This is a genomic window from Shewanella insulae (assembly GCF_009831655.1).
Taxonomy (GTDB): domain Bacteria; phylum Pseudomonadota; class Gammaproteobacteria; order Enterobacterales; family Shewanellaceae; genus Shewanella; species Shewanella insulae.
The window spans coordinates 42024-60812 of the sequence record NZ_WRPA01000002.1 but is presented as its reverse complement, the minus strand read 5'-3'; the positions used below and the strand labels follow the sequence as shown (position 1 = coordinate 60812).

Here is an 18789-nt window from a genome sequence, read left to right as displayed (position 1 = left end):
TTGTTGACACATGTTACGGGGTTGTGTTTTATTTTCGGCTGTTGATGTGCGTCACAAAATTATTTACTGTGGTGTGATAGCTCATATATCAATTTGGATTGATATGATGTTGAGTACAGGGATGTGGTATGTCTAGTTTATTCCGAAAACAGGCCGTTGAGGCGCAAAAGCAAAAGCTACATGGTGATGTGTCGCTGGCACAGCCCCTGTCTATTTATAATTCTGCGTTTATTATTTTTGTCGTTGTTACCGCTATAGCTGTATTTCTCTCTTGTTCCCACTATGCCAGAAAGGAAACCGTTCGAGGGTATTTGGTTCCTAATAAGGGGCTTATTAAGACATTCGCCAATCGTAGCGGTAACGTTGAGAAACTGCACGTGTCAGAGGGAGCGCTAGTTCAAGAAGGAGATCCTTTAGTGACTATCGTTCTCAGACGTAGCATGACCTCCGGTGTAGAACTCAGCGAGTCTTTAATTGGCGAACTGAAACAACAGTTAGACTTGCTCGAGGCTGAACGAGTAGTCAACCAAAGAATGTTGGCAGATGAGTCTGCTAGGTTAAGAACAGCGATTTCAGATAATCAAAGCTCACTCTCTGTCATTAATAATCTGGAGAAACTGCTTTCTGAAAAACTGTCGATTCAACTGTCTCAGCAAAATCAGCATAAGAAGTTATATCAGGACGGTTTTCTTTCTGAGCTCGATTATCAGTCTCAGCAAGAGAAACTTATCAATATTCGACAAGAAATTGAAAATATTAAATCCAATAAAGTAACCGTTTCTAGTCAGTTAAATGCGTCACAAGCTGAGCTTAAGCTGTTACCCCACCAGTACGCATTAAAAGAGAGTGAGCTTAAAAGACGTCGCTCAGACCTTCAACGTCAAATCGATGAAACTGAAAATAATTATCGCTATGTTATCCGCGCTGCAGAAGCGGGAACGGTTGCCGCAATACAAATTGTTGAGGGAGAGTTTATTGCGACAAATCGCCCGTTAATGAGTCTTATCCCTCAAGGCGCAGAGCTCGTCGCTGAGCTACTTTTACCTACCCGTAGTGCAGGATTTGTTAGAGAAGGGGATGAGGCTAGATTACGCTTTGATGCCTTTCCCTATCAGCGGTTTGGGTTCCTTGAAAGCCATATTTCTCGCATCGATAAGGCGTTATTGCTCGATGGTGAAGCCAGAGTACCTGTTAATTTGTCAGAACCTGTTTACCGTATTCGGACCCAGTTGTCTAAGCAGGATATGCTGGCTTATGGAGAAGCATTTCCGCTAAAAAGTGGCATGTTGCTTGAGGCTGACATTGTGCTCGATAGACGAAGCTTACTCGATTGGCTGCTTGACCCAATATACAGCCTGAAAGGGAGGGTCGGCTGATGAATGCTTCTACAGATATGACTACTGAGTCCTCTCCAATTGAACTGTTGGAATTTTCAGGTAAGAAACGCGTACCGCTTATATTGCAGGCAGAAATGGCTGAATGTGGTTTGGCTTGTATAGCCATGGTTGCTAGCTTTTATGGCCACAAACTAGATATGGCGGCGTTAAGGAAGCGTTTTAGTGCAGATTTAAAGGGGATGAATCTGCAGCAGATGATTGGCCTCAGTGACAGCATAGGGCTTGCGAGCCGTGCGCTGAAGTGTCCGATAGAAGAAGTCGGTAAGCTCACATTACCTTGTGTGCTGCATTGGGACATGAATCATTTTGTGGTGTTGACCGGGGTGACTAAGTCCGGCGTGAGCATTAATGATCCGGCGTTTGGGAAAAAGACCTTTACCTTTAGTGAGTTTGCCGAGCATTTCACTGGCATTGCGTTAGAGTTGACCCCAGCCAAAGGGTTTGAGCAGGTTGATGAACGCCAGCAGATGCGCTTATCTCAGCTTTGGAGCAAGATGACTGGGTTAGGACGAGCATTAACAACCCTTTTCGTGTTGTCATTATTGTTGCAAGTCTTTGCACTGGTCACGCCTTACTACATGCAATGGGTGGTTGATGAAGTGCTCATTAGCCAAGATAAACCATTACTCATAGTGTTGGCAGTAGGCTTTGGCTTGCTTGTGGCTATCAACGTAATTACCACTAGCGTGCGTAGTTGGTTGGTGTTGCGTGTATCGAGCCTGCTCAATATGCAGATGGGTGTCAATTTATTGCGTCACCTGCTTAGACTGCCCATGAGTTATTTTGAAAAGCGCCATGTTGGTGACTTGGTTTCGCGGTTTGGCTCACTTGCCCAGGTGCGAGAGCGTTTAACTACCGGTTTAGTTGAAACGGTTGTCGATGGTGTCATGTCAATAGCCGTGCTGGTGATGATGTTAATTTATAGCGTCAAATTGACATTAGTAGTTGTTGCAGCAATTTCACTTTACGCCTTATTGAGGTTTGCGCTTTATCGGCCGCTGCACCGTGCAACCGAAGAGTCCATACAATCGAGCGCCAAAGAGCAAACGAATTTCTTAGAGAACATTCGCGGCATACAAACCATTAAGCTGTTTACCTGCGAGCCCCAACGCCAAAGTTTATGGCAAAACCGTTACAGCGAAGTCATTAATGCAGATATCCGTTTAGGCAAGTTAAAAATTAGCTTCGATGCCATGAACAAGTTGCTGTTTGGGGTGGAGAACATCATTGTGGTTTACCTGGCGGCAACGATCGTGATGAGCGGTGGCTTAACAATCGGTATGGTGCTGGCTTTTATCGCATACAAGAATCAGCTGACAGAGCGTTTTGCTAGTCTGATTGAACAACTTATTTTGTTTCGCATGCTGCGTTTGCACCTCGACCGTATCTCTGACATTGCGCTGCACGAACAGGAAGCAAATAGAGAGAGCATCACTTCCTTCAACCAGGTGACTGGACAGTTAACGCTTGAGCGGGTGAGTTTCCGATACGCACCAAATGAGCCCTGTATCATCGATGATGTGTCGGTAACCATTAATGCCAATGAATCCGTTGCCATCGTGGGGGAGTCTGGTTGTGGCAAGACAACGTTAGTAAAGCTAATGCTTGGGCTGTTGACCCCGACACAAGGGCGAATTTTGCTGGATGGGCAAGATATTACTCAAGTTGGCTTGATAGCATATCGAAAACATATCGCCGCGGTCATGCAAGACGATACTCTACTATCGGGCTCTATCGCAGACAATCTTACCTTTTTCGACCCCGAGCCTAACTATTTGCGTATGCAGCAGTGCGCACAAATGGCCGCTATTGATACCGACATTAGTAAAATGACCATGGGGTATAACACCTTGGTGGGGGATATGGGCAACCAGTTCTCCGGCGGGCAAGTACAGCGCCTGTTGCTTGCCAGAGCCCTATACCAGCAACCGAGCCTGCTGTTTATGGATGAGGCCACCAGTCATCTTGATGTTAATAACGAAGCAAGAATTAGCGAGCAGATAAAACATCTCGATATGACGCGCATCATCATCGCGCACCGGCCGGAAACCATCAAGCAGGCTCAGCGGGTATTGGTCATGCATCAAGGCAAAGTCTACACGCAGGATGAGATGCAGAGTTTGATGGGGAATACTCAGAAAGCGTAGTAAAGAACTGAAAATTAGAGAAATAGATAAAAAGGAATTTTAATCGATGCAGTGTGAGGCTATACACCGCAAAGCATGGCATCGGTTAAAAGCAAGGGCGCGGCAACTTTTGCGGGAAACCGCGCCCTTGGTCAGTTGCTTAAGGCCAAATAAACCTAAACAGTTCATTTGAGCGCTTAGGCAAACATAACGTTAAAGAGTTTAATTTAAGGAAAATATTATGCAAGAACTAACAATGAGCGAAATCAAGCAAGTGAATGGCGGTTTATCATGGTTAGCCAACTTCTTTGGTACTCGGGTTACTCTGTTTCCGTTAGGCGGACTCCCTGCGGTCCAAATGGCTTAATTTATGAAGCCTCCTTTTGATGATCAATGCCCTTTCTGTGGGTCAAGAGAAACTAGAGTAATCTGGAGTATAACTTCTGTTTTACTGTTTCCAATATTATTGCTGGTCTCATTTTTTATTGGAGTTCAATTATTTCCAATTAAAATGCACTGCAAAGATTGCAGGAAGGTTTTCTATAACCAAAGGTAATAATAGCATGATCGTCGGGTGAGGTTACGTCATCCGCTTTATGTGGGAAATGGCAACAATAATAGTAAGGGGAACATTCTTTATTGAGTTTCCCTCCCCTGTTTAACATTATGAATGCGAATGAATATCACGTTCAATGTATTCAGGTGGATATGAATTTTAAAATTTAATTAAGAAATATGTTATGCAAGATTCAAAGATTGAAGAGTTGACTTTGAATGAGATTGAACAAGTTCATGGTGGGTGGGTTCCTGTTGTAATGTTTGTCGGTCGTGTAGCATTAGGCTGGGCCTCTGCGGCTTTATATAATAAGGCTCAATAATATCCTGATGTATAAAGGGCTGAGTTACCAGTCCTTTATGCATTAATGTTTAGAGTGAGAGATTGCGAATGTTTGTATATGATAAGGTGGTTGTCTTAAATGATCGGTTATACAATTTTAAATATAAAGTTGTAACAGGTGAACTATCTTGTTCTATAGGAGATTCGTGTTTGTTTAAGCAGTTTCTTTGGCTTCCTTTTAAGAGGTTTTACTTGAAAGTTGAAGGTAAGGAATATGAGCTTAAAACTATTTTGTTTCCAATAAATAAAGTGTCACTCACTGAAATTAACAGTGGTCGTGTTGTATGTCATGACTTATTTCCAAGGTTAAGGAGGTATACGTTAATATCATTTCTATTAAGCTCAATAAAGAAAGTAGGGATTATGTTGGCTCTAGTTTTTAGTTGAGTATATTTTTTCATAAAAAAGCGGTTAGGGTGTAGTGGCCAACTAAATTTGGCCATGGCTTGGTATTCATTTAGTGATGGTTGAGTTAGCGGATTGTTGTAGGTCGTGCTGTTTGTCATACCTTCGTGTTTCTAGTTCACGCCATTAATCACTAGATTATCCAGTGTAAATGCATCGGAAACCGAGCCATTGAGGCGATTCGTGTAGATGTCTTTCAGTACATAATCCGGATTGACAAAAGGAGTATATTTTTTCCCTTCACCGTACTTGAATGCCCATTGAGCACCGTTAATTTCAAAGGTGTCATCAATATTGATCTGGAAACTTACTGCCAGTATAGCGACATCTATATGAGCCAGAAAGCCGTCATCTATTTGACCCGTCACAAACACCAAAGATTGTTTCGCAAGGCTTTTCACTTGATTAGCATCCATACTGCATTGATAGATGACGCTGATCGCTCCGTTATTGGCTTGCTGCTCGCGCCATGATGTCTTGGTACAAGCCTGCCAATTATCAAATGCTTGGCCAATGGTCGTCTGCTTATAACCCGTTAAGTAACCATCCTGGATTATGGATACATTATCGGCTGCCGCCATCTCAGAGTATGCGAGCAGCAGAACACCAAGAAAACTGGTAGTAACCAAGGATACTGTGGTTATACCACTTGCCATCCATTTGGGCATCCAGCTCCAGGTTGTTTCGCCCAATTTGTAATAGCGGTAGTAATCATAATTAGCGGTTAAGCCGTAGATAGTAGAGTTGATGATGTAGAGCATCGTGCTTATGTCTCTGTCTGTGAATAATGACACAATCACCACGGTTAGCAGATTCAGAGCCAAAGTAAGCAAGAGTAGGTATAGCCCTTTCTTCCACATTCCTTTTGTCATGTAATAAAAAGGGCCAAAAATGAATGCCAGCACATTAAAGTTGATGATGTTCTGTCCTTTGATTTGTTCCTTTTTAGAGCGGGATAAGTGCGGCTGGCTTTTGGCAGATGCAAAATACCCTAACTTATCAGCCTGTCGAAAATCGAACTCTGCGAAAATTTTCTGCCAACGGGAGCTTAGTCCCTCATAGGTGACTTTCGATTTAACTGATGAAGTTTTGGTTTCAGAAGACAGTTTTGTTATCGGGTAGTTTTTAGGTTTAGATTCTGGCTGTTTTACCAGCACAGAACTCTCGCCAGCTGGCACTTGCTTTAGATAAGTAATGATTCCAGCAGAAAGCAATTTTGACTTTATGGCCTCAGCCTGAGTCGCTGTCAGGCCTTTTTTGATGCTAATAGGGTTACCTGAAAATAACAAATGGGCTTTGGACTCCGGTACACTGAGGAACTTAGCCAATGCCAAGCTGAGTTTATGCCTATCTTTCCCTTCAAGTATTTCGCCTTTGAAGATTAGGTTGAATGATGTCATGAGTAATTCCTTCTGCGTTAGTTATGAGCTGGCTTAGCGAGATTCCTTGCAGGCTCACGGCTTAAAAGAGGATTATAAGCACTTTTGCGGATTATAATCCGTGGTTAATTGTGAAGCAAATTCTCATAGTGGTTCCGATTCGAATAAGGAACCCTATGAAAACGTTAGCGATAGAAGTTGGTAGAGCTGTGCGACAAGTGCGTAAATCCCGAGGGATGTCTCAGGATGAATTGGCGCTGCAAGCCGATATCGATCGCAGCTATATCGGCCGTATAGAACGGGCCGAGGCAAATATCACGCTCGACATGCTTTACAAAATTGCCGAGGTACTTGACTGTGAGGCGCTAGATTTGCTGCCAAGTAGAGCGACTTTAAAAGGTCAGATTTAACAATAAGCTTAAATGCAGCCTCGTTGCTTATAGCTCACTTGCCAATCTTTAAATAGCTTTGAGAGTCTTGCTTGATTTTGCTTGCTGCCAAGTGTTCTTTTGGGTTTTAAGCCGGGTCTGGATTTGCCCAAATCAACACCAGATAGTTCTTTACTATACATTTTCGGCGTCATGTGGCTGTAGTGTTGTTCGATCATGGCGATGCTAGTACCACATTGTTTAGCCAACACCTCCATGCTGACGTTTCCTGACGTTAATTGCCATGTAATGTAGGTATGGCGCAATGAGTAGAGCGTTCTCACACCATGCGGGGAGGATTTTAAGCCTATTTCGGTTAGAGCTTTATCAAAGGCTTTGCCAAGCTCTTTGGTTTCACTTCCATCGGCTAATCGAAACAGTTTGTCCGTGCGTTTGCGATTCGGAAATCGTTCCCTAAGTGTTTGGATACTAGAGAAGATTTCGTCACGGCATACAACTTCACGAGTTCCTGTATGTTTGACCGTTTTACCCTTAGTTACCGTTATATAGAAAATGATGTTGTGTTCGTTGGTATCTATGTGGATGTCGCCCCAGGTGAGACTTTCCATTTCAGTCCCAGGTCGAATGCCTGTATTGACCGCAAACTCCATATAATCCAGCAGTAATTCGCGAATTTGACGGGTTTTTTCTTTCCGACTGTTTTGCTCAAGCGCCAATACCGCATCGAAAACTTTATCGTATTCCTCGGGTGAGAAATGCGCTCGCCGTTGTGACTCTATGCCTTTGGTGGACAAAGAGGGTACCTGAGCGGCTAACATCCACTTATTTTCAACTGCTTCTTTGAACACTAATTGCATAGCTGCATTGTGATTGAGTAGTGTCGATTTGGCAGGTACTCTGTCGAATTGTTCGATGCGCCACTTATCAAAATCACGCAACTTTTCACTATCTATTGAGGTAATGTAAGTGCGATCAAAAAATGGAATATGGTACTTGCGTAGCACTTGTATATAGATCTTGTAGTTAACGGCTCCGGTTCCGTTATCTAAGGCCGTTTGCATGTTGCTTATGACATTCTCTGCAACATCGCGAAAACGCTTGGAACTCACTAGCAGATTTCGGTCTGCCATGAACTGGTATTCCATTTGAAGGCGATAGGCCATAGCAATCGCTTTCTCTTTGTCTTTTTGCTTGGTGGCCTTTGAACGCCACTTACCTGCGACTTTAATACGAGCATACCAACGCTCGCTATTATCCTGGAGGTATATGTATAATTCGTCGGAGATATCGTGCCGTTCGACCTGTTTACTCATAGTCTGCGTCTTATGTTGATATGCAAAGAATTTGCAAAGTCCATACTTTATATCGTAACTATATGAAAAATAATAGTGATATTACGCACGATATATTCAAAATCCGTTTCCTTCGGGAGTGACGGTTCAAGTCCGTCCTTCGGTACCATTATCAGTTGCTCTCCTAGTGAGAATAGCGGTAAGATCAGACTGACAAGATGCAGATGTGGTGGAATTGGTAGACACGCTAGCTTCAGGTGCTAGTGGCTTAACGGCCGTGCGAGTTCAAGTCTCGCCATCTGTACCAACTTGTTGATGCAAATCCTCTCTAGAAGAGATAAGAACCTGCTTAATAGCAGGTTTTTTTATGCCTGAAATTTATTGCTGTTTGAAGTCATTTCAGTAGCCAGCTAGCAGTCCAAGCAGCTGGAGCGCCGTCGACGCTCCATCTCTTGCTTATTTTTCTCGATTGATACTCAACGATTAGAAGTTGTAGGCGAGACCTATCATATAGTGGTCGTGTTCGAACTCCTGATAGCTGATCTCTAGCATGAGATCTAGCTGGGACAGTAGGGGGTAGCGATAGCGCAGTCCTACATCATAGATGCTGTCGGCAACCTTTCCTTTGTCGAGATAGCCATAGTTTTCAGCATCGGTAAACAGGCCTGCATGGGCGACCAATTGGCTGTCGTTAAACAGGTCGAAGCCATAGTTCACCTCGGTATACCAGGCCTCAATGTCTTGGTCGTAGTTCACCATCAGATTAAGCGCCTTGTAGTCGACACTGACCGCGTACTCGACGCTGTAGCCGCCCGCGCCATAGGTGTATTTCATGGCGTTGAAACCCAGGCCCAGATCTTCGGTGATCATCTGGTAGTAGCCGCCGTAATAATCGATTTCATAGTCGTTGTAGACGCTGCCTTCATCCTCATATCGATAGGTCTCGAAGGAGGTCCCCAGATAGAAGCCACTTTCGTGTTCCACCATGAGATCGCCCTGAAGTGTGGGCTTGTTGTCGCTGATGGTCTGGCCGCGCCACAGGTAGTTGCTGAGCCCCATGAGTACACCCGAGGCGGCGAATTGACTTTCTTCGGCTGCCAGAGGTTGGCTCATAGTACAGGCGATGGCTAAGGCGCAAGAGGAGAGTATTATCTTATTCATTATCAACCCTTAAACAATTTTTAGTTTGTTCTAATAAATTTGATATTAATTGGAGTGGAATATTTATTTTGCCACGTTTATTGTGGTGGTTAGATTGTAATAAATGGAATTAAATAAAATAATCACATTTTATTAAAATATTGTTTGTTTGTGACTGAGTGACTTTTTTCTACTTTTGTAAAAATGCAATTTGCATCTTGCATGAGAGATTCGAGGGTGGTTTAGGTTTAATGCTTAGTGGTTAAGTTGTTGTTTTTATTGTACTGATGTTGTTTTTTCGATGGTTGGGTGCTTTATGGCATAGTCATAAAATGATTTCTCGAAAAGTGAAAATAACTACTTTCTTCAAATTATCATTATTGAGTCAATATGCTTAAAGGTTAGTGTGATCTGGCTCCTTATTTATTTTATTTTGATTTGTATGATTTTAATAAGGGTGATTAAGGTTATCTCACCCGCTTGGTCTGTTATACATCATCTTAAATATCTTTCCTCAGGCGACATTAATTAATCTGTCTGGGTAAAGTGGTAAATAAAATAATAAGGAATGTCTATGAGCGAAGTGCATTGGGGGCTGTTGGTGGCAGCCTATCTGTTCTTAGCCGGTGCGGGAGCGGGGGCCTTGTTTATCAGTGGTGCCCTGGTTTTGTCCGAGAAGGTGGTGCACACCCACCATTGGTCGACGGCGAAATTTAGTGCCATCGCAGGTTTGTTACTCCTGATGTTGGGTACTGGAATGATCGTCTTCGATCTGACCTCTTTCCAGTACGGCATCTTCAACGGTGATATGAGTAAGCTACTGCGCTTCTATCGCCTGTTCATGACCTTTGAGCCCAGTTCCATGATGAGTATAGGTACCTGGCTCTTGACCCTGGCGATCGTCTTCGCACTGCTGTTTTGCTTCTCCTTTAAGCGGTGCAATCAAGAAACCTTTTCCAGTCGTGGTTATGCGTTGATCAATCTTATCCTCGCGGTCTGTGTCGCCTCCTACACTGCGCTGCTGATCGGTGACATTAAACACAATATCGTCTGGTCTAACAGCATCTTGGTGGTGATCTTTCTGGTGTCTGCCATCTCTTCCGGCGCCGCCGTGGTATTGATCGTCAAGACCTGGCTAAAACAGAGCGACCCACATCATCGTTTTGCTAAGGCGGATTCTATGGTGATGCTAATCGAACTGTTTGTGCTGGGCATCTTCGTTTATGCCATCGCCAATGTGAGTAAGTTCTATGGTCTGGACAATCTACTGGGGATGGCGACATCGGCCGGTAAGATCTGGTGGCTCGGCGCCGTAGTGGTCGGCCTGGTGCTGCCGCTGTTGCTGAATATTACCTCCATCATGGGCAGAGTCGGCGTGTCTCATGCTAAGGAGTACGGCATCGCCGCACTCACCTTAGTCGGCGCCTTCTGTTTACGTTATTCGGTCTTGTTAGCCGGTCAGTCTTATTAGGAGCTAAAGATGTTAGATAGAAGAAGAACACTCAAACTCCTGGCCGGCGGCGCCATAGCAACCACGGGCATGATGTTTGTCTCCGCCGATCCTGTGATCGCCGACATTCGTCGCCAGGGCAAGAAGCGTCTGGCCATGGTGATCGATCTCGGGCGCTGCAACGGTTGTAAGGCCTGTGTGGTCTCCTGTGGGGTAGAAAACGGCAACTTGCCGGAAGAACACAGGACTCAGGTGCCGCAACATAGTGTGGATCTGAATGGTAAGCAGTATGTATTTAACATGCCGATTCTTTGCAATAACTGTGACAAGCCCTCATGCGTGTCTGTTTGTCCGACGGGCGCCACCTTTAAGCGCGAGCAGGACGGCATAGTGGTGGTGGACTCACAGCTGTGTATCGGCTGTAACTACTGCATCCAGGCCTGCCCCTACGATGGGGTGCGTTTCACCCACTCGGCCACGGGCACAGTGGATAAATGTAATTTCTGTATTCAGCGTACCAGCCGCGGCCTGCTGCCAGCCTGTGTCGAGACCTGTACCGGTGGCGCCCGTGTCTTTGGTGATATCAATGATCCCGAGAGCGAAGTCTCAAAGCTTATCCGTCAACATAGGCCTCTGGTGTTGCAGGCCGGTAAGCAAACCTCCCCCAATGTGTTCTATATCGGCTTGACTCAAGACGAGAGCAACACGGCATACAGTATCAATTCTCCCCAAACCTGGCAGAGGTAGCAGCATGGATCGTAGAGATTTTTTAAAGGCGGGTTCGGTTGCCGCCGTGATGACAACGGGCGCATTGGGCGCAAAGGCCGCGACAAAGGCCAAGACGACAGACGCCGAGATCGGCCGTTATGCCCCGACTTCCTTGACTCCGGAGTATTACTTCGACAAGGACAAGCAGCTGGTGGAAAATCCTGAGCAGCGTTTCGCCTTCTCTAAGTGTTTCGGCTGCTTCAACGTCTGCGGTGCCCGGGTCAGCATAGACAACAAGACTGACAAGGTGCTGCGCGCCGTGGGTAACCCCTATACCTTGACCAATAACGCGGGCCAGCCCTTTACCATGGAGATGCCGCCCAAGGAGGCGATGATACAACTTTCCGCCGTCAGCGGTCTAAGCCAGAGCAATCGCGCCACCCTGTGTGGTCGTGGCAATGCGGTGCCCGACGCATTCGAGGACAAGCATCGCGTTACCCAGTGCCTCAAGCGGGTGGGTAAACGAGGCGAGAATCGCTGGCAGAGCATCTCCTATGAGCAGCTGCTCAAGGAGGTGATTGAGGGCGGCGATCTCTTCGGCGAAGGCAAGGTCGAGGGGCTGAGGGCGATACATGATAATCCTGCCCTGGCCAATCCCAAGTATCCCGATTTCGGTCCGGTGAAGAATCAACTGCTGGTCTCAACCTCCTCAGAGCAGGGGGCCCGGGCCGATTTTTTACACCGTTTCGTAAAGGAGTGCTGGGGCACGCCCAACATAGGCAATAAAGACTCTTACTGTGGTCACCAGCAGGTGGCGGGTTGTGCCCTGGGCTGCTTCGACGCCGTCGACGAGATGGCCTTACCCCAGGTGGACTATGAAGAGACCAAGTTTGCCATCTTCATCGGTACCAACCCTGGGCTCAGTGGCAATGGCCTTAACGTGGGGTCGCGCCGTCTGGCCAAGGCCCGTAGCGATCGCCCCGATTTCAAATATGTGGTGGTGGACCCCATCTTGCGTTCCTTAACCTCTGAGGTGGATAACAGTCAGGGTGAGTGGCTGCCCATCATCTCGGGTGGCGATACCGCGCTGATGTTCGCCATGATGCAGTACATCATCAATCATGATCGCTATCGCCGCGCCTACCTAGAGGCGCCGAGCCAGGCGTGTGCCGATGCCATCGGCGAGATCAATTACACCAACGCCACCTACCTGGTGGTGAAAGAGTCGGGTCACCCCCTCTATAACCAGTTCCTCACTGCAGAGGCCTGTGGTCTAGGGGATGCCGAGGTTAAGATGGTGATCGATAAGGCCTCGGGCCAGTTGGTGACGGGTGAAAGCGATAAGCCTGCCGAGCTATTTTATAAAGGCAAGCTGGCGATCGGTAACGGCGTCGAACTGCAAGTGGAAACCGCCTTCTCGCTGCTCAAACAGAGAGTAAACGGCTATTCCATGCGCCTGCTCTCCGAGCGCTGCGGTATCTCAATGGCCAAGATTGAGGAACTCGCCAAGGAGTTCACTTCCCATGGCCGTAGCGTGGCAATCGAGACCTGTACCGGCTGTAATGCCTCCGATGGTGGCCAGTTTACCTTTGCCATGATCATGCTGGGCACTCTGGTGGGCGCACATAATGCCAAGGGGGGCATGATGCACATGGGCGGTGTGGGTTACGCCGCCATGTATGACATCTACGACGGCCCTCTCTATAACCTGATGGACTTCGAGCACACCTCGCTGACCGGTTTCAATGCCGAGCGCTCTGGCGACTATGAACAGAGCCATGAGTACCAGCAGAAAGTTGCTAAGGGGATAGATCCTTACCCGGCGGAGCAGCCCTGGAACAACACCTTTGTGCAGGACAACAGCGGCGAGCTGCTGGTGGCCCATGCTAACAAGAATCCTTTTCAGTTCAAGGCCTGGATCACCTGGGCGACTAACCCCATCTATGGCTGCTCTGGCCTGCAGGACCAGGTGGAGGACTCCATCAAAGATCCCAAGCAGTTGGGACTGATCATCGCCCTGGATCCTTACATCAACGAGACCAATGTCTTGGCCGACTACATAGTGCCGGACTCACTGCAGTATGAGCAGTGGGCCAACTCACGCATGTGGGGCAGCGAATTTGTCGGCGATGTGGCCTGTGTGCCCGTGGTGGCTTCGCGTAACGTTAAGACAGCTCAGGGTAACGACGTCAACATGGAGCAGTTCCTGATCGATATCAGCAAGGCGATAGGCCTGCCTGGTATGGGTGAAAAGGCGTTTAAGGACCTCGAGGGACGAGATTTGCCGATTCACGAACCGGCGGACTTCTACGTGCCCCTGTTTGCCAATATTGCCCATACAGGTTCTGTGCTGCCATCGCCCACGGAGGAGGATATTGCCTTTACCAGTGTGGATAGGGTATTGCCGCTGTTCAAGGCCAGGCTCAAGCCTGAAGAGCTGGGGCCTACCGCCTATATGCTAACCCGAGGAGGACGTTACGAGCGGGTGGACGAGCGCTACGAAGGGGAGTTCTTCAATCCCATGATGCGCATGGATACCCAGTTTCAGGTGTACAACGAGTCCCTGGCTCGGGTGAAGGATTCCTACAGCGGACAGTTTAACGACGGTCAACCCGTCTATGATGTGGATCGTTTCTGGGATGGCTCGGCGGTGCGTCAGCTGTGGAAGGTGAACGAGTATCCCTTCAACCTGTCGACCTTTAAGCTGCATCTGCGCAGCCCTTATTCTGTGGCGCTGCCGCGGATCACTGCATTGGGCGAGACCAACTATATCCATCTGCATGAGGATGACGCCGCCAAGTTCGACATCAAGGATGGCGATAGGGCGCAGGTGCTGTCACCTAAGGGCAAGCATATCGAGGGAATAGTGCAGGCCGACAAGACGGTGGCCCGCAACACCATAGTGGTGGGTATGGGATATGGCCATTGGTGCTTCGGTGCCAGCGATCTCGAGATCGATGGTCAGGTGATCCCTGGGATCCCATCGCGAGGTACGGGCATCTGTCCCAACCCCTTTAACATAGTGGATCCTAGCCGTAAGGGCGCCAGCCTCTACCGGGACAGAACCTTTGGTTCGACCGCCAGACACGGGGTGCCGGTGGCGATCCGTAAGGTGTGATCCAAAGAAAGCGCCGCCTCGTATCTGGGCGGCGCATCGCTTACGCTGTTGTTAGGCCTGTCTTTGTCGTCAATCACTCGGATAGGACACTCTTGCCCCCATCTCCTGTCTTAGCGACAAAGATTTTACCTAGATACTCTATTTATCCGTGGTTTTGATAAATAGAGTTTTTCTTTATTAACGCCTCATGGCCAGATACCACTCGTCACGTATGCCGTTGAATAGCTGCTGCTTGAGCCAGTGGTGGGTAGGGGATTGGTTGATCTCCGAATAGATGAGGTAGTTGCCGACCCGGCGTCCGACGGTGATCTGCTCGAGTAACCGCTCGGTGAGCTCGCTCGGTAGTGGAGCAGTCTGTATTCCCTTGATCAGAGCGTAAAACTCACGGGTGAAGACGTTACAGCTCATTGAGATGGCGCGGCTATCGAGAATATGGCGACTCAGAGCCGCGATATTATCTGTGGCGCCGAGCATGTTCACCGCCATCCCCTCCTTCTTGCCGAGCTGCTCCAGTAAGGGAATAGACAGATCGTTATAGTTATCCAGGGAGAAATAATCATATTGGCATAAGTTTTCTAAGGTAAATGCCTCGGAAAATACCGGGTGTCCCTCCTTGGCTATGAGGAATAGTTCTTCGGTAGGCGAAAACATTTCGCTGATGATCTTATGATCTTTAAATCTTTCGTAGACCACGGCGAAATCTATTTCTCCATGTTCGATGGCGCGGCTGCAATCGCTGGAGAGGGTGCGCACCTCGAAGCTTAAATTGGGCGCCTGAGTCAATATATATTGGTGAATTACCTTGTTGATCACATAGGTAAACTCGTTATAGGCGTAGATCTTAAAGTGGCCCCGGGCGGTGAGAGGATTGAAATGAATATGGTTATGTTTGATTACCTGATAGTCATGGAGCAACTGTTTGATATAGGGCAGAAGCTGGATGGCCTTATCTGATAAAACAAAACCTTGTGCCCGGCGAATGAAGAGCGCGTCCTTAAAGATGTCGCGCAGTATCCCTAAGTGACGGCTAACAGAGGAGATACTCATGCCCAGCTCATTGGCCACCAGGCCTGCGTTTAAGTGACGACTGATGGATTCGAAAATAACCAGCGAGTGATAATCGAGTTTATCTATATTCATGGGAGAAAAAGCTGCGGTGATAGTGGTCTATTTTTATCATGTTCTCAGGCTGTTAAACAAATTAGCCTGGCTATTCTGTGTGTTAGATTGGCTTTTATCGACTAAAGAATAATAGTGAGGTAAAAATAATTTTTAACTCTCATGACCGGCGGCAAATTCAGATATTAAATTTGGTAATAATAAATTCTTTAATAGATGAATGATAAATAAAAATATGGTGAGGATCCTTGAGGGAGGGGCTAATAACATTAAGCTCATAGGGTGCAAAAGTCAGGTAAAAAAAGAAGCGTCCATGCTCTGGGAGTATAGCTAAGGTTAAAAAGAGGTGGGCACCCGTCTCTTGATGCCTGCCTCAGGGGTTAAAAAGGGTTGGCTACTGAAACTGGTAGCTTAGGGTAATGCCAAATTGTCTGCCTCTTGCCAGGGTCGCCAACTCGTCGCTGCTGTAGTAGTAGCTCTCGTTGGTGAGGTTTTCGCTCCAGATCTTGGCCGATAGATTCGGGGTGATCTGATAATGCATGGCGGCCTCGACCAAGTTGGCGGCATCGCGGGTTAGCTCGCCCGAGGCGGGCTCCTTCACCGGCGCCAGGTAGCGATAGCCTGTGCTGAAACTAAAGTCGGACCAGCTGTATTCCATGTTGATGCCAAGCTCGTTGCGTCCGGCATCGGCCAGACGATCGCCATCGTCGCTCACGGCCTCGATCCATTGTCCCGTACTGCCCAGACTAAACTGTTCGTTGGGGCGCCAGTCGATGCGATATTCCACTCCCTTGATACTGCCGCTATTGACGTTGCGGTAGCTCAGGGTCTCCTCGGCGATGCTGATGCGCTCGATATAGTCGTTGACGCGGGAGTAGTAGCCCGCCAATTGCCAGGCGAAGTCGCCATAGACATCGGTCAGGGTCAGCTCGGCCGTGGTGGATGTTTCAGGCACTAGATCGCTATTGGCCACTATGGTGCCGCGCCCTGTGCTGCCGCTGTAGTAGTGCTCGGTCAGCGAGGGGAAGCGGTAGGCATTGCCGATATTAAGCTTCCACTCTTGCTGCGCGCCGCGGTTATAGACGGCGCCTACAAACCCGGTGAAGGCGGTATCCGAATGATCCTGCGCACCATCTCCTGTTTGCAGATAACGCGCCGCGCGCATACCTGCGACCAGTTGCCAATCTTCCAGTTGAGTACCGATGTCGGCAAACAGGGCATATTCATCCTGTTTGGCGTCGATATTTTGCTGCAGCTTGATGCCGTCGTTTTTCAGCGAGCATTCAAACTCCGAGGCCTTGACGCCGCGACGGGCGATATAGTCGGCGCCCCAACGGCCATTGAAGGCCCCGCCTTGCCACTCCTTGATCCAGTGACCACCAAGATCCAGAGACTCGTTGCTGACCGTGTTGACCCGCTTGGCGGGGCGTATGGTCTCTGTCTCCAGACGTTGATCGTGGGCGAACAGGCTTAGGCTCCAGTCGTGGGGCTGCATCAGACGCCATTGCAGCAGGTGATGCCGCTCGTCTGGGTAGGAGACGATCTTCTTGTTGGGATAGTCCTTGCTGGATTTTCCTATGTCGTCGCCATCGCTGTAGAGGTAGAAGGTGTCGCTCTCCAGGCCATTGTCGAATGCCCAGTGATGGTTGATGAGCGCCGACTGCTGATCGAAATGGTCGTAGAGAGTATTGCCCTGCAGATCTTTGCTGTTGCCTGCGTGTTGTCTCGATAAGGCTACGGACCACTGCTCGTTACCGGCTTCCATGGTCTGCTGATCATACTTTGCATCGGTCAGGGTCAGACTGGCCGCCAGACCGTGGGCGTGTTTGGGATTAAGTTGTACCAGTCCGCCCAAGGCGCCAGAGCCATAGTAGGTGGAGGAGGGGCCCTTGATCACATTGACCGATTCGAGAAATTGCGGCGGTATAAACGAAGCTGCTGTTCCGGCCCGGCGTTCTGTATAGAGCGGAATGTCACCGATAAAGGTGGGCACTCGCCAACGGGACATCCCCCTGAGTCCGACGGTTTGAAAAAGCCCTCCCTGGCCGACAAAACTAATTCCGGGAACGGAATGCAACAAATGTGCTAGGTTAGTCGGGGTCGAGTCGCTGTCTTCCGGATGCAGAGTATTGACGTTCGCCGCCGTGACTACAGGACTCTGAGTGACATTCCTGTTGCCATTGATGGTGATACGTTCAATCGACTGCGCGGCCAACCCCGATGAAGAAGTCAGCACGAGGAGCGATGTGAGTATCGATGAGGTGATGCTGTTCAAAGATATCGACATGAGGCTTACTCCAGTGTGCTTAGGGGCTCACATTAGCAAGGTGCTGGCCCGGCCAACTGACAAAGATCAGTTGGCTGAAAATATTTTGTCTTGCCTGGGAGATGGGGCAGCGTATGGCGTCACTGATGTACTGGAAAATTAGATTGAATTCACCCGCTTCGATGCAATACCCTAGATAAATAACAAAATGAGACCCTATGAGCCGATGGCGCAACAAATAGAGCAAACCGTATACATTGTCGATAACGACGAGGCGATCCGCGAGGCGATGGCCTTTCTGATGGAGTCCGTCGGCCTGCCCTGCAAGCTGTACTGCTCGGCGCAGGAGTTTCTCGACGACTATTCGCCGCAGATGAGCGGCTGTCTGGTGCTGGACGTGCGCATGCCCAAGATGAGCGGCATGGAGCTGCAGCAGAAGTTAAACGAGCGTCAAGTATCTCTACCTATCATCTTCATCAGTGGTCACGGCGATGTGCCCATGGCGGTCAAGGCGATGCGCCAAGGCGCCTTCGACTTCATCCCTAAGCCGTTTCGCGATCAGGAGCTGCTGGATCGCATCAATCTGGCGCTGGAGCAGGAGGCGCAGCTGCGTCTGGTGCATCAGCAGCTGAGTCAGATCAAAGAGCGCCTGGCGACTCTTACCGGACGTGAGCGGGAGATCCTCGACAATATCGTCATGGGTAAATCCAATAAGCTTATCGCCATTGAGCTGGAGCTGAGTCAGCGTACCGTGGAGATCCACCGCGCCCGGGTGATGGAGAAGATGGCCTGCGACTCCCTGGCCGAACTGGTACACGACATCACGTTGATCAAGTCTTCAGACGCCTGACCTAGGGCGTCCGCCTCACCACCCATTCATTCGCTAACTGTCTTGGCTTTCTAAGCTCAGACAGTTTTCGTGACACCTATTTCCCCATTTTTATCTTCTATCTCGACCTTCTGTCGCGAACTTCTAGCTCAATTTTTTTGCCTGCTCGGTTAGCCGCTAGTTCGAGCCAATCGGCTCTGGCGGCGCTGTTCCTGCATGCGAAGCCGAGTGAGCCGGCGCTTTTTTTCGCCAAACTGATCTTTGTCAGTTGGT

13 protein-coding genes and 1 tRNA gene are annotated in these 18789 nt (G+C 48.4%); 9 read left to right on the top strand and 5 right to left on the bottom strand.

Annotation, left to right across the window (positions count from 1 at the left end; translation table 11 throughout):
- Nucleotides 1–128: 128 nt before the first annotated feature.
- From GNT65_RS03220 to GNT65_RS03210, 3 genes are all read left to right on the top strand, one after another.
- Nucleotides 129–1376, top strand: a complete 1248-nt coding sequence (locus GNT65_RS03220) for an HlyD family secretion protein (protein WP_160793689.1) — start codon at nt 129–131, stop codon at nt 1374–1376.
- Entirely contained in the window at nt 1376–3544 is a 2169-nt protein-coding gene (locus GNT65_RS03215) for a peptidase domain-containing ABC transporter (protein ID WP_160793688.1), read from the top strand. Before GNT65_RS03220 ends, GNT65_RS03215 begins: the two co-directional genes overlap by 1 nt.
- Nucleotides 3545–4263: 719 nt before the next feature.
- A complete protein-coding gene (locus tag GNT65_RS03210; RefSeq protein ID WP_160793687.1) occupies nt 4264–4401 on the top strand; it encodes a class IIb bacteriocin, lactobin A/cerein 7B family in 138 nt (45 codons plus the stop codon).
- Between the two features lie 538 nt (nt 4402–4939).
- On the opposite strand, the gene GNT65_RS03205 is transcribed toward GNT65_RS03210, so the two are convergent.
- Entirely contained in the window at nt 4940–6226 is a 1287-nt protein-coding gene (locus GNT65_RS03205; protein WP_160793686.1) for a DUF2628 domain-containing protein, read from the bottom strand.
- 155 nt (nt 6227–6381) lie between these two features.
- On the opposite strand from GNT65_RS03205, the gene GNT65_RS03200 reads away from it, so the two are divergent.
- Nucleotides 6382–6615, top strand: a complete 234-nt coding sequence (locus tag GNT65_RS03200; protein ID WP_160793685.1) for a helix-turn-helix domain-containing protein — start codon at nt 6382–6384, stop codon at nt 6613–6615.
- An 8-nt stretch (nt 6616–6623) separates the two neighbouring features.
- Here GNT65_RS03200 and GNT65_RS03195 read toward each other — a convergent pair whose 3' ends face one another.
- Nucleotides 6624–7907 carry a tyrosine-type recombinase/integrase gene (locus tag GNT65_RS03195; RefSeq protein ID WP_181006140.1) on the bottom strand — a complete coding sequence of 428 codons (1284 nt, stop codon included), beginning with the start codon at nt 7905–7907 and terminating at the stop codon, nt 6624–6626.
- A 199-nt stretch (nt 7908–8106) separates the two neighbouring features.
- Here GNT65_RS03195 and GNT65_RS03190 point away from each other — a divergent pair.
- Nucleotides 8107–8193 (top strand) — tRNA-Leu (locus GNT65_RS03190).
- A gap of 176 nt (nt 8194–8369) precedes the next feature.
- Here the strand turns inward: GNT65_RS03190 and GNT65_RS03185 are convergent.
- Complete coding sequence (locus tag GNT65_RS03185; RefSeq protein ID WP_160793684.1) at nt 8370–9047, bottom strand: TorF family putative porin; 678 nt, start codon at nt 9045–9047, stop codon at nt 8370–8372.
- 553 nt (nt 9048–9600) lie between these two features.
- Here GNT65_RS03185 and nrfD point away from each other — a divergent pair.
- From nrfD to GNT65_RS03170, 3 genes are read left to right on the top strand one after another with little or no spacing between them, the layout of a single operon-like run.
- Entirely contained in the window at nt 9601–10497 is an 897-nt protein-coding gene (gene nrfD, locus GNT65_RS03180) for an NrfD/PsrC family molybdoenzyme membrane anchor subunit (RefSeq protein WP_160793683.1), read from the top strand.
- Between the two features lie 9 nt (nt 10498–10506).
- Nucleotides 10507–11223 (top strand): 4Fe-4S dicluster domain-containing protein, encoded by a 717-nt coding sequence (locus GNT65_RS03175; RefSeq protein WP_160793682.1) that lies wholly within the window; start codon nt 10507–10509, stop codon nt 11221–11223.
- A gap of 4 nt (nt 11224–11227) precedes the next feature.
- Entirely contained in the window at nt 11228–14302 is a 3075-nt protein-coding gene (locus GNT65_RS03170) for a molybdopterin dinucleotide binding domain-containing protein (RefSeq protein WP_160793681.1), read from the top strand.
- Nucleotides 14303–14479: 177 nt separating this feature from the next.
- On the opposite strand, the gene GNT65_RS03165 is transcribed toward GNT65_RS03170, so the two are convergent.
- A complete protein-coding gene (locus GNT65_RS03165; RefSeq protein WP_160793680.1) occupies nt 14480–15442 on the bottom strand; it encodes a LysR family transcriptional regulator in 963 nt (320 codons plus the stop codon).
- Nucleotides 15443–15815: 373 nt separating this feature from the next.
- Nucleotides 15816–17708, bottom strand: coding sequence for a TonB-dependent receptor (locus tag GNT65_RS03160; protein WP_160793679.1), 1893 nt, complete (start codon nt 17706–17708; stop codon nt 15816–15818).
- Between the two features lie 205 nt (nt 17709–17913).
- Here GNT65_RS03160 and GNT65_RS03155 point away from each other — a divergent pair, with 205 nt between their 5' ends.
- The gene (locus tag GNT65_RS03155) at nt 17914–18537 is read left to right on the top strand and encodes a response regulator transcription factor (protein ID WP_160793678.1); all 624 of its coding nucleotides are present in this window, start codon (nt 17914–17916) and stop codon (nt 18535–18537) included.
- Nucleotides 18538–18789: the final 252 nt, after the last annotated feature.

Excerpts from the sequence above, each read along its gene's own strand:
- GNT65_RS03200 (WP_160793685.1), top strand. The coding sequence starts at position 6,382 with ATGAAAACGTTAGCGATAGAAGTTGGTAGAGCTGTGCGACAAGTGCGT.
- nrfD (WP_160793683.1), top strand. The coding sequence starts at position 9,601 with ATGAGCGAAGTGCATTGGGGGCTGTTGGTGGCAGCCTATCTGTTCTTA.
- GNT65_RS03155 (WP_160793678.1), top strand. The coding sequence starts at position 17,914 with ATGGCGCAACAAATAGAGCAAACCGTATACATTGTCGATAACGACGAG.
- GNT65_RS03170 (WP_160793681.1), top strand. The coding sequence starts at position 11,228 with ATGGATCGTAGAGATTTTTTAAAGGCGGGTTCGGTTGCCGCCGTGATG.
- GNT65_RS03210 (WP_160793687.1), top strand. The coding sequence starts at position 4,264 with ATGCAAGATTCAAAGATTGAAGAGTTGACTTTGAATGAGATTGAACAA.
- GNT65_RS03195 (WP_181006140.1), bottom strand. The coding sequence starts at position 7,907 with ATGAGTAAACAGGTCGAACGGCACGATATCTCCGACGAATTATACATA.
- GNT65_RS03185 (WP_160793684.1), bottom strand. The coding sequence starts at position 9,047 with ATGAATAAGATAATACTCTCCTCTTGCGCCTTAGCCATCGCCTGTACT.
- GNT65_RS03160 (WP_160793679.1), bottom strand. The coding sequence starts at position 17,708 with ATGTCGATATCTTTGAACAGCATCACCTCATCGATACTCACATCGCTC.
- GNT65_RS03220 (WP_160793689.1), top strand. The coding sequence starts at position 129 with ATGTCTAGTTTATTCCGAAAACAGGCCGTTGAGGCGCAAAAGCAAAAG.
- GNT65_RS03165 (WP_160793680.1), bottom strand. The coding sequence starts at position 15,442 with ATGAATATAGATAAACTCGATTATCACTCGCTGGTTATTTTCGAATCC.
- GNT65_RS03205 (WP_160793686.1), bottom strand. The coding sequence starts at position 6,226 with ATGACATCATTCAACCTAATCTTCAAAGGCGAAATACTTGAAGGGAAA.
- GNT65_RS03175 (WP_160793682.1), top strand. The coding sequence starts at position 10,507 with ATGTTAGATAGAAGAAGAACACTCAAACTCCTGGCCGGCGGCGCCATA.
- GNT65_RS03215 (WP_160793688.1), top strand. The coding sequence starts at position 1,376 with ATGAATGCTTCTACAGATATGACTACTGAGTCCTCTCCAATTGAACTG.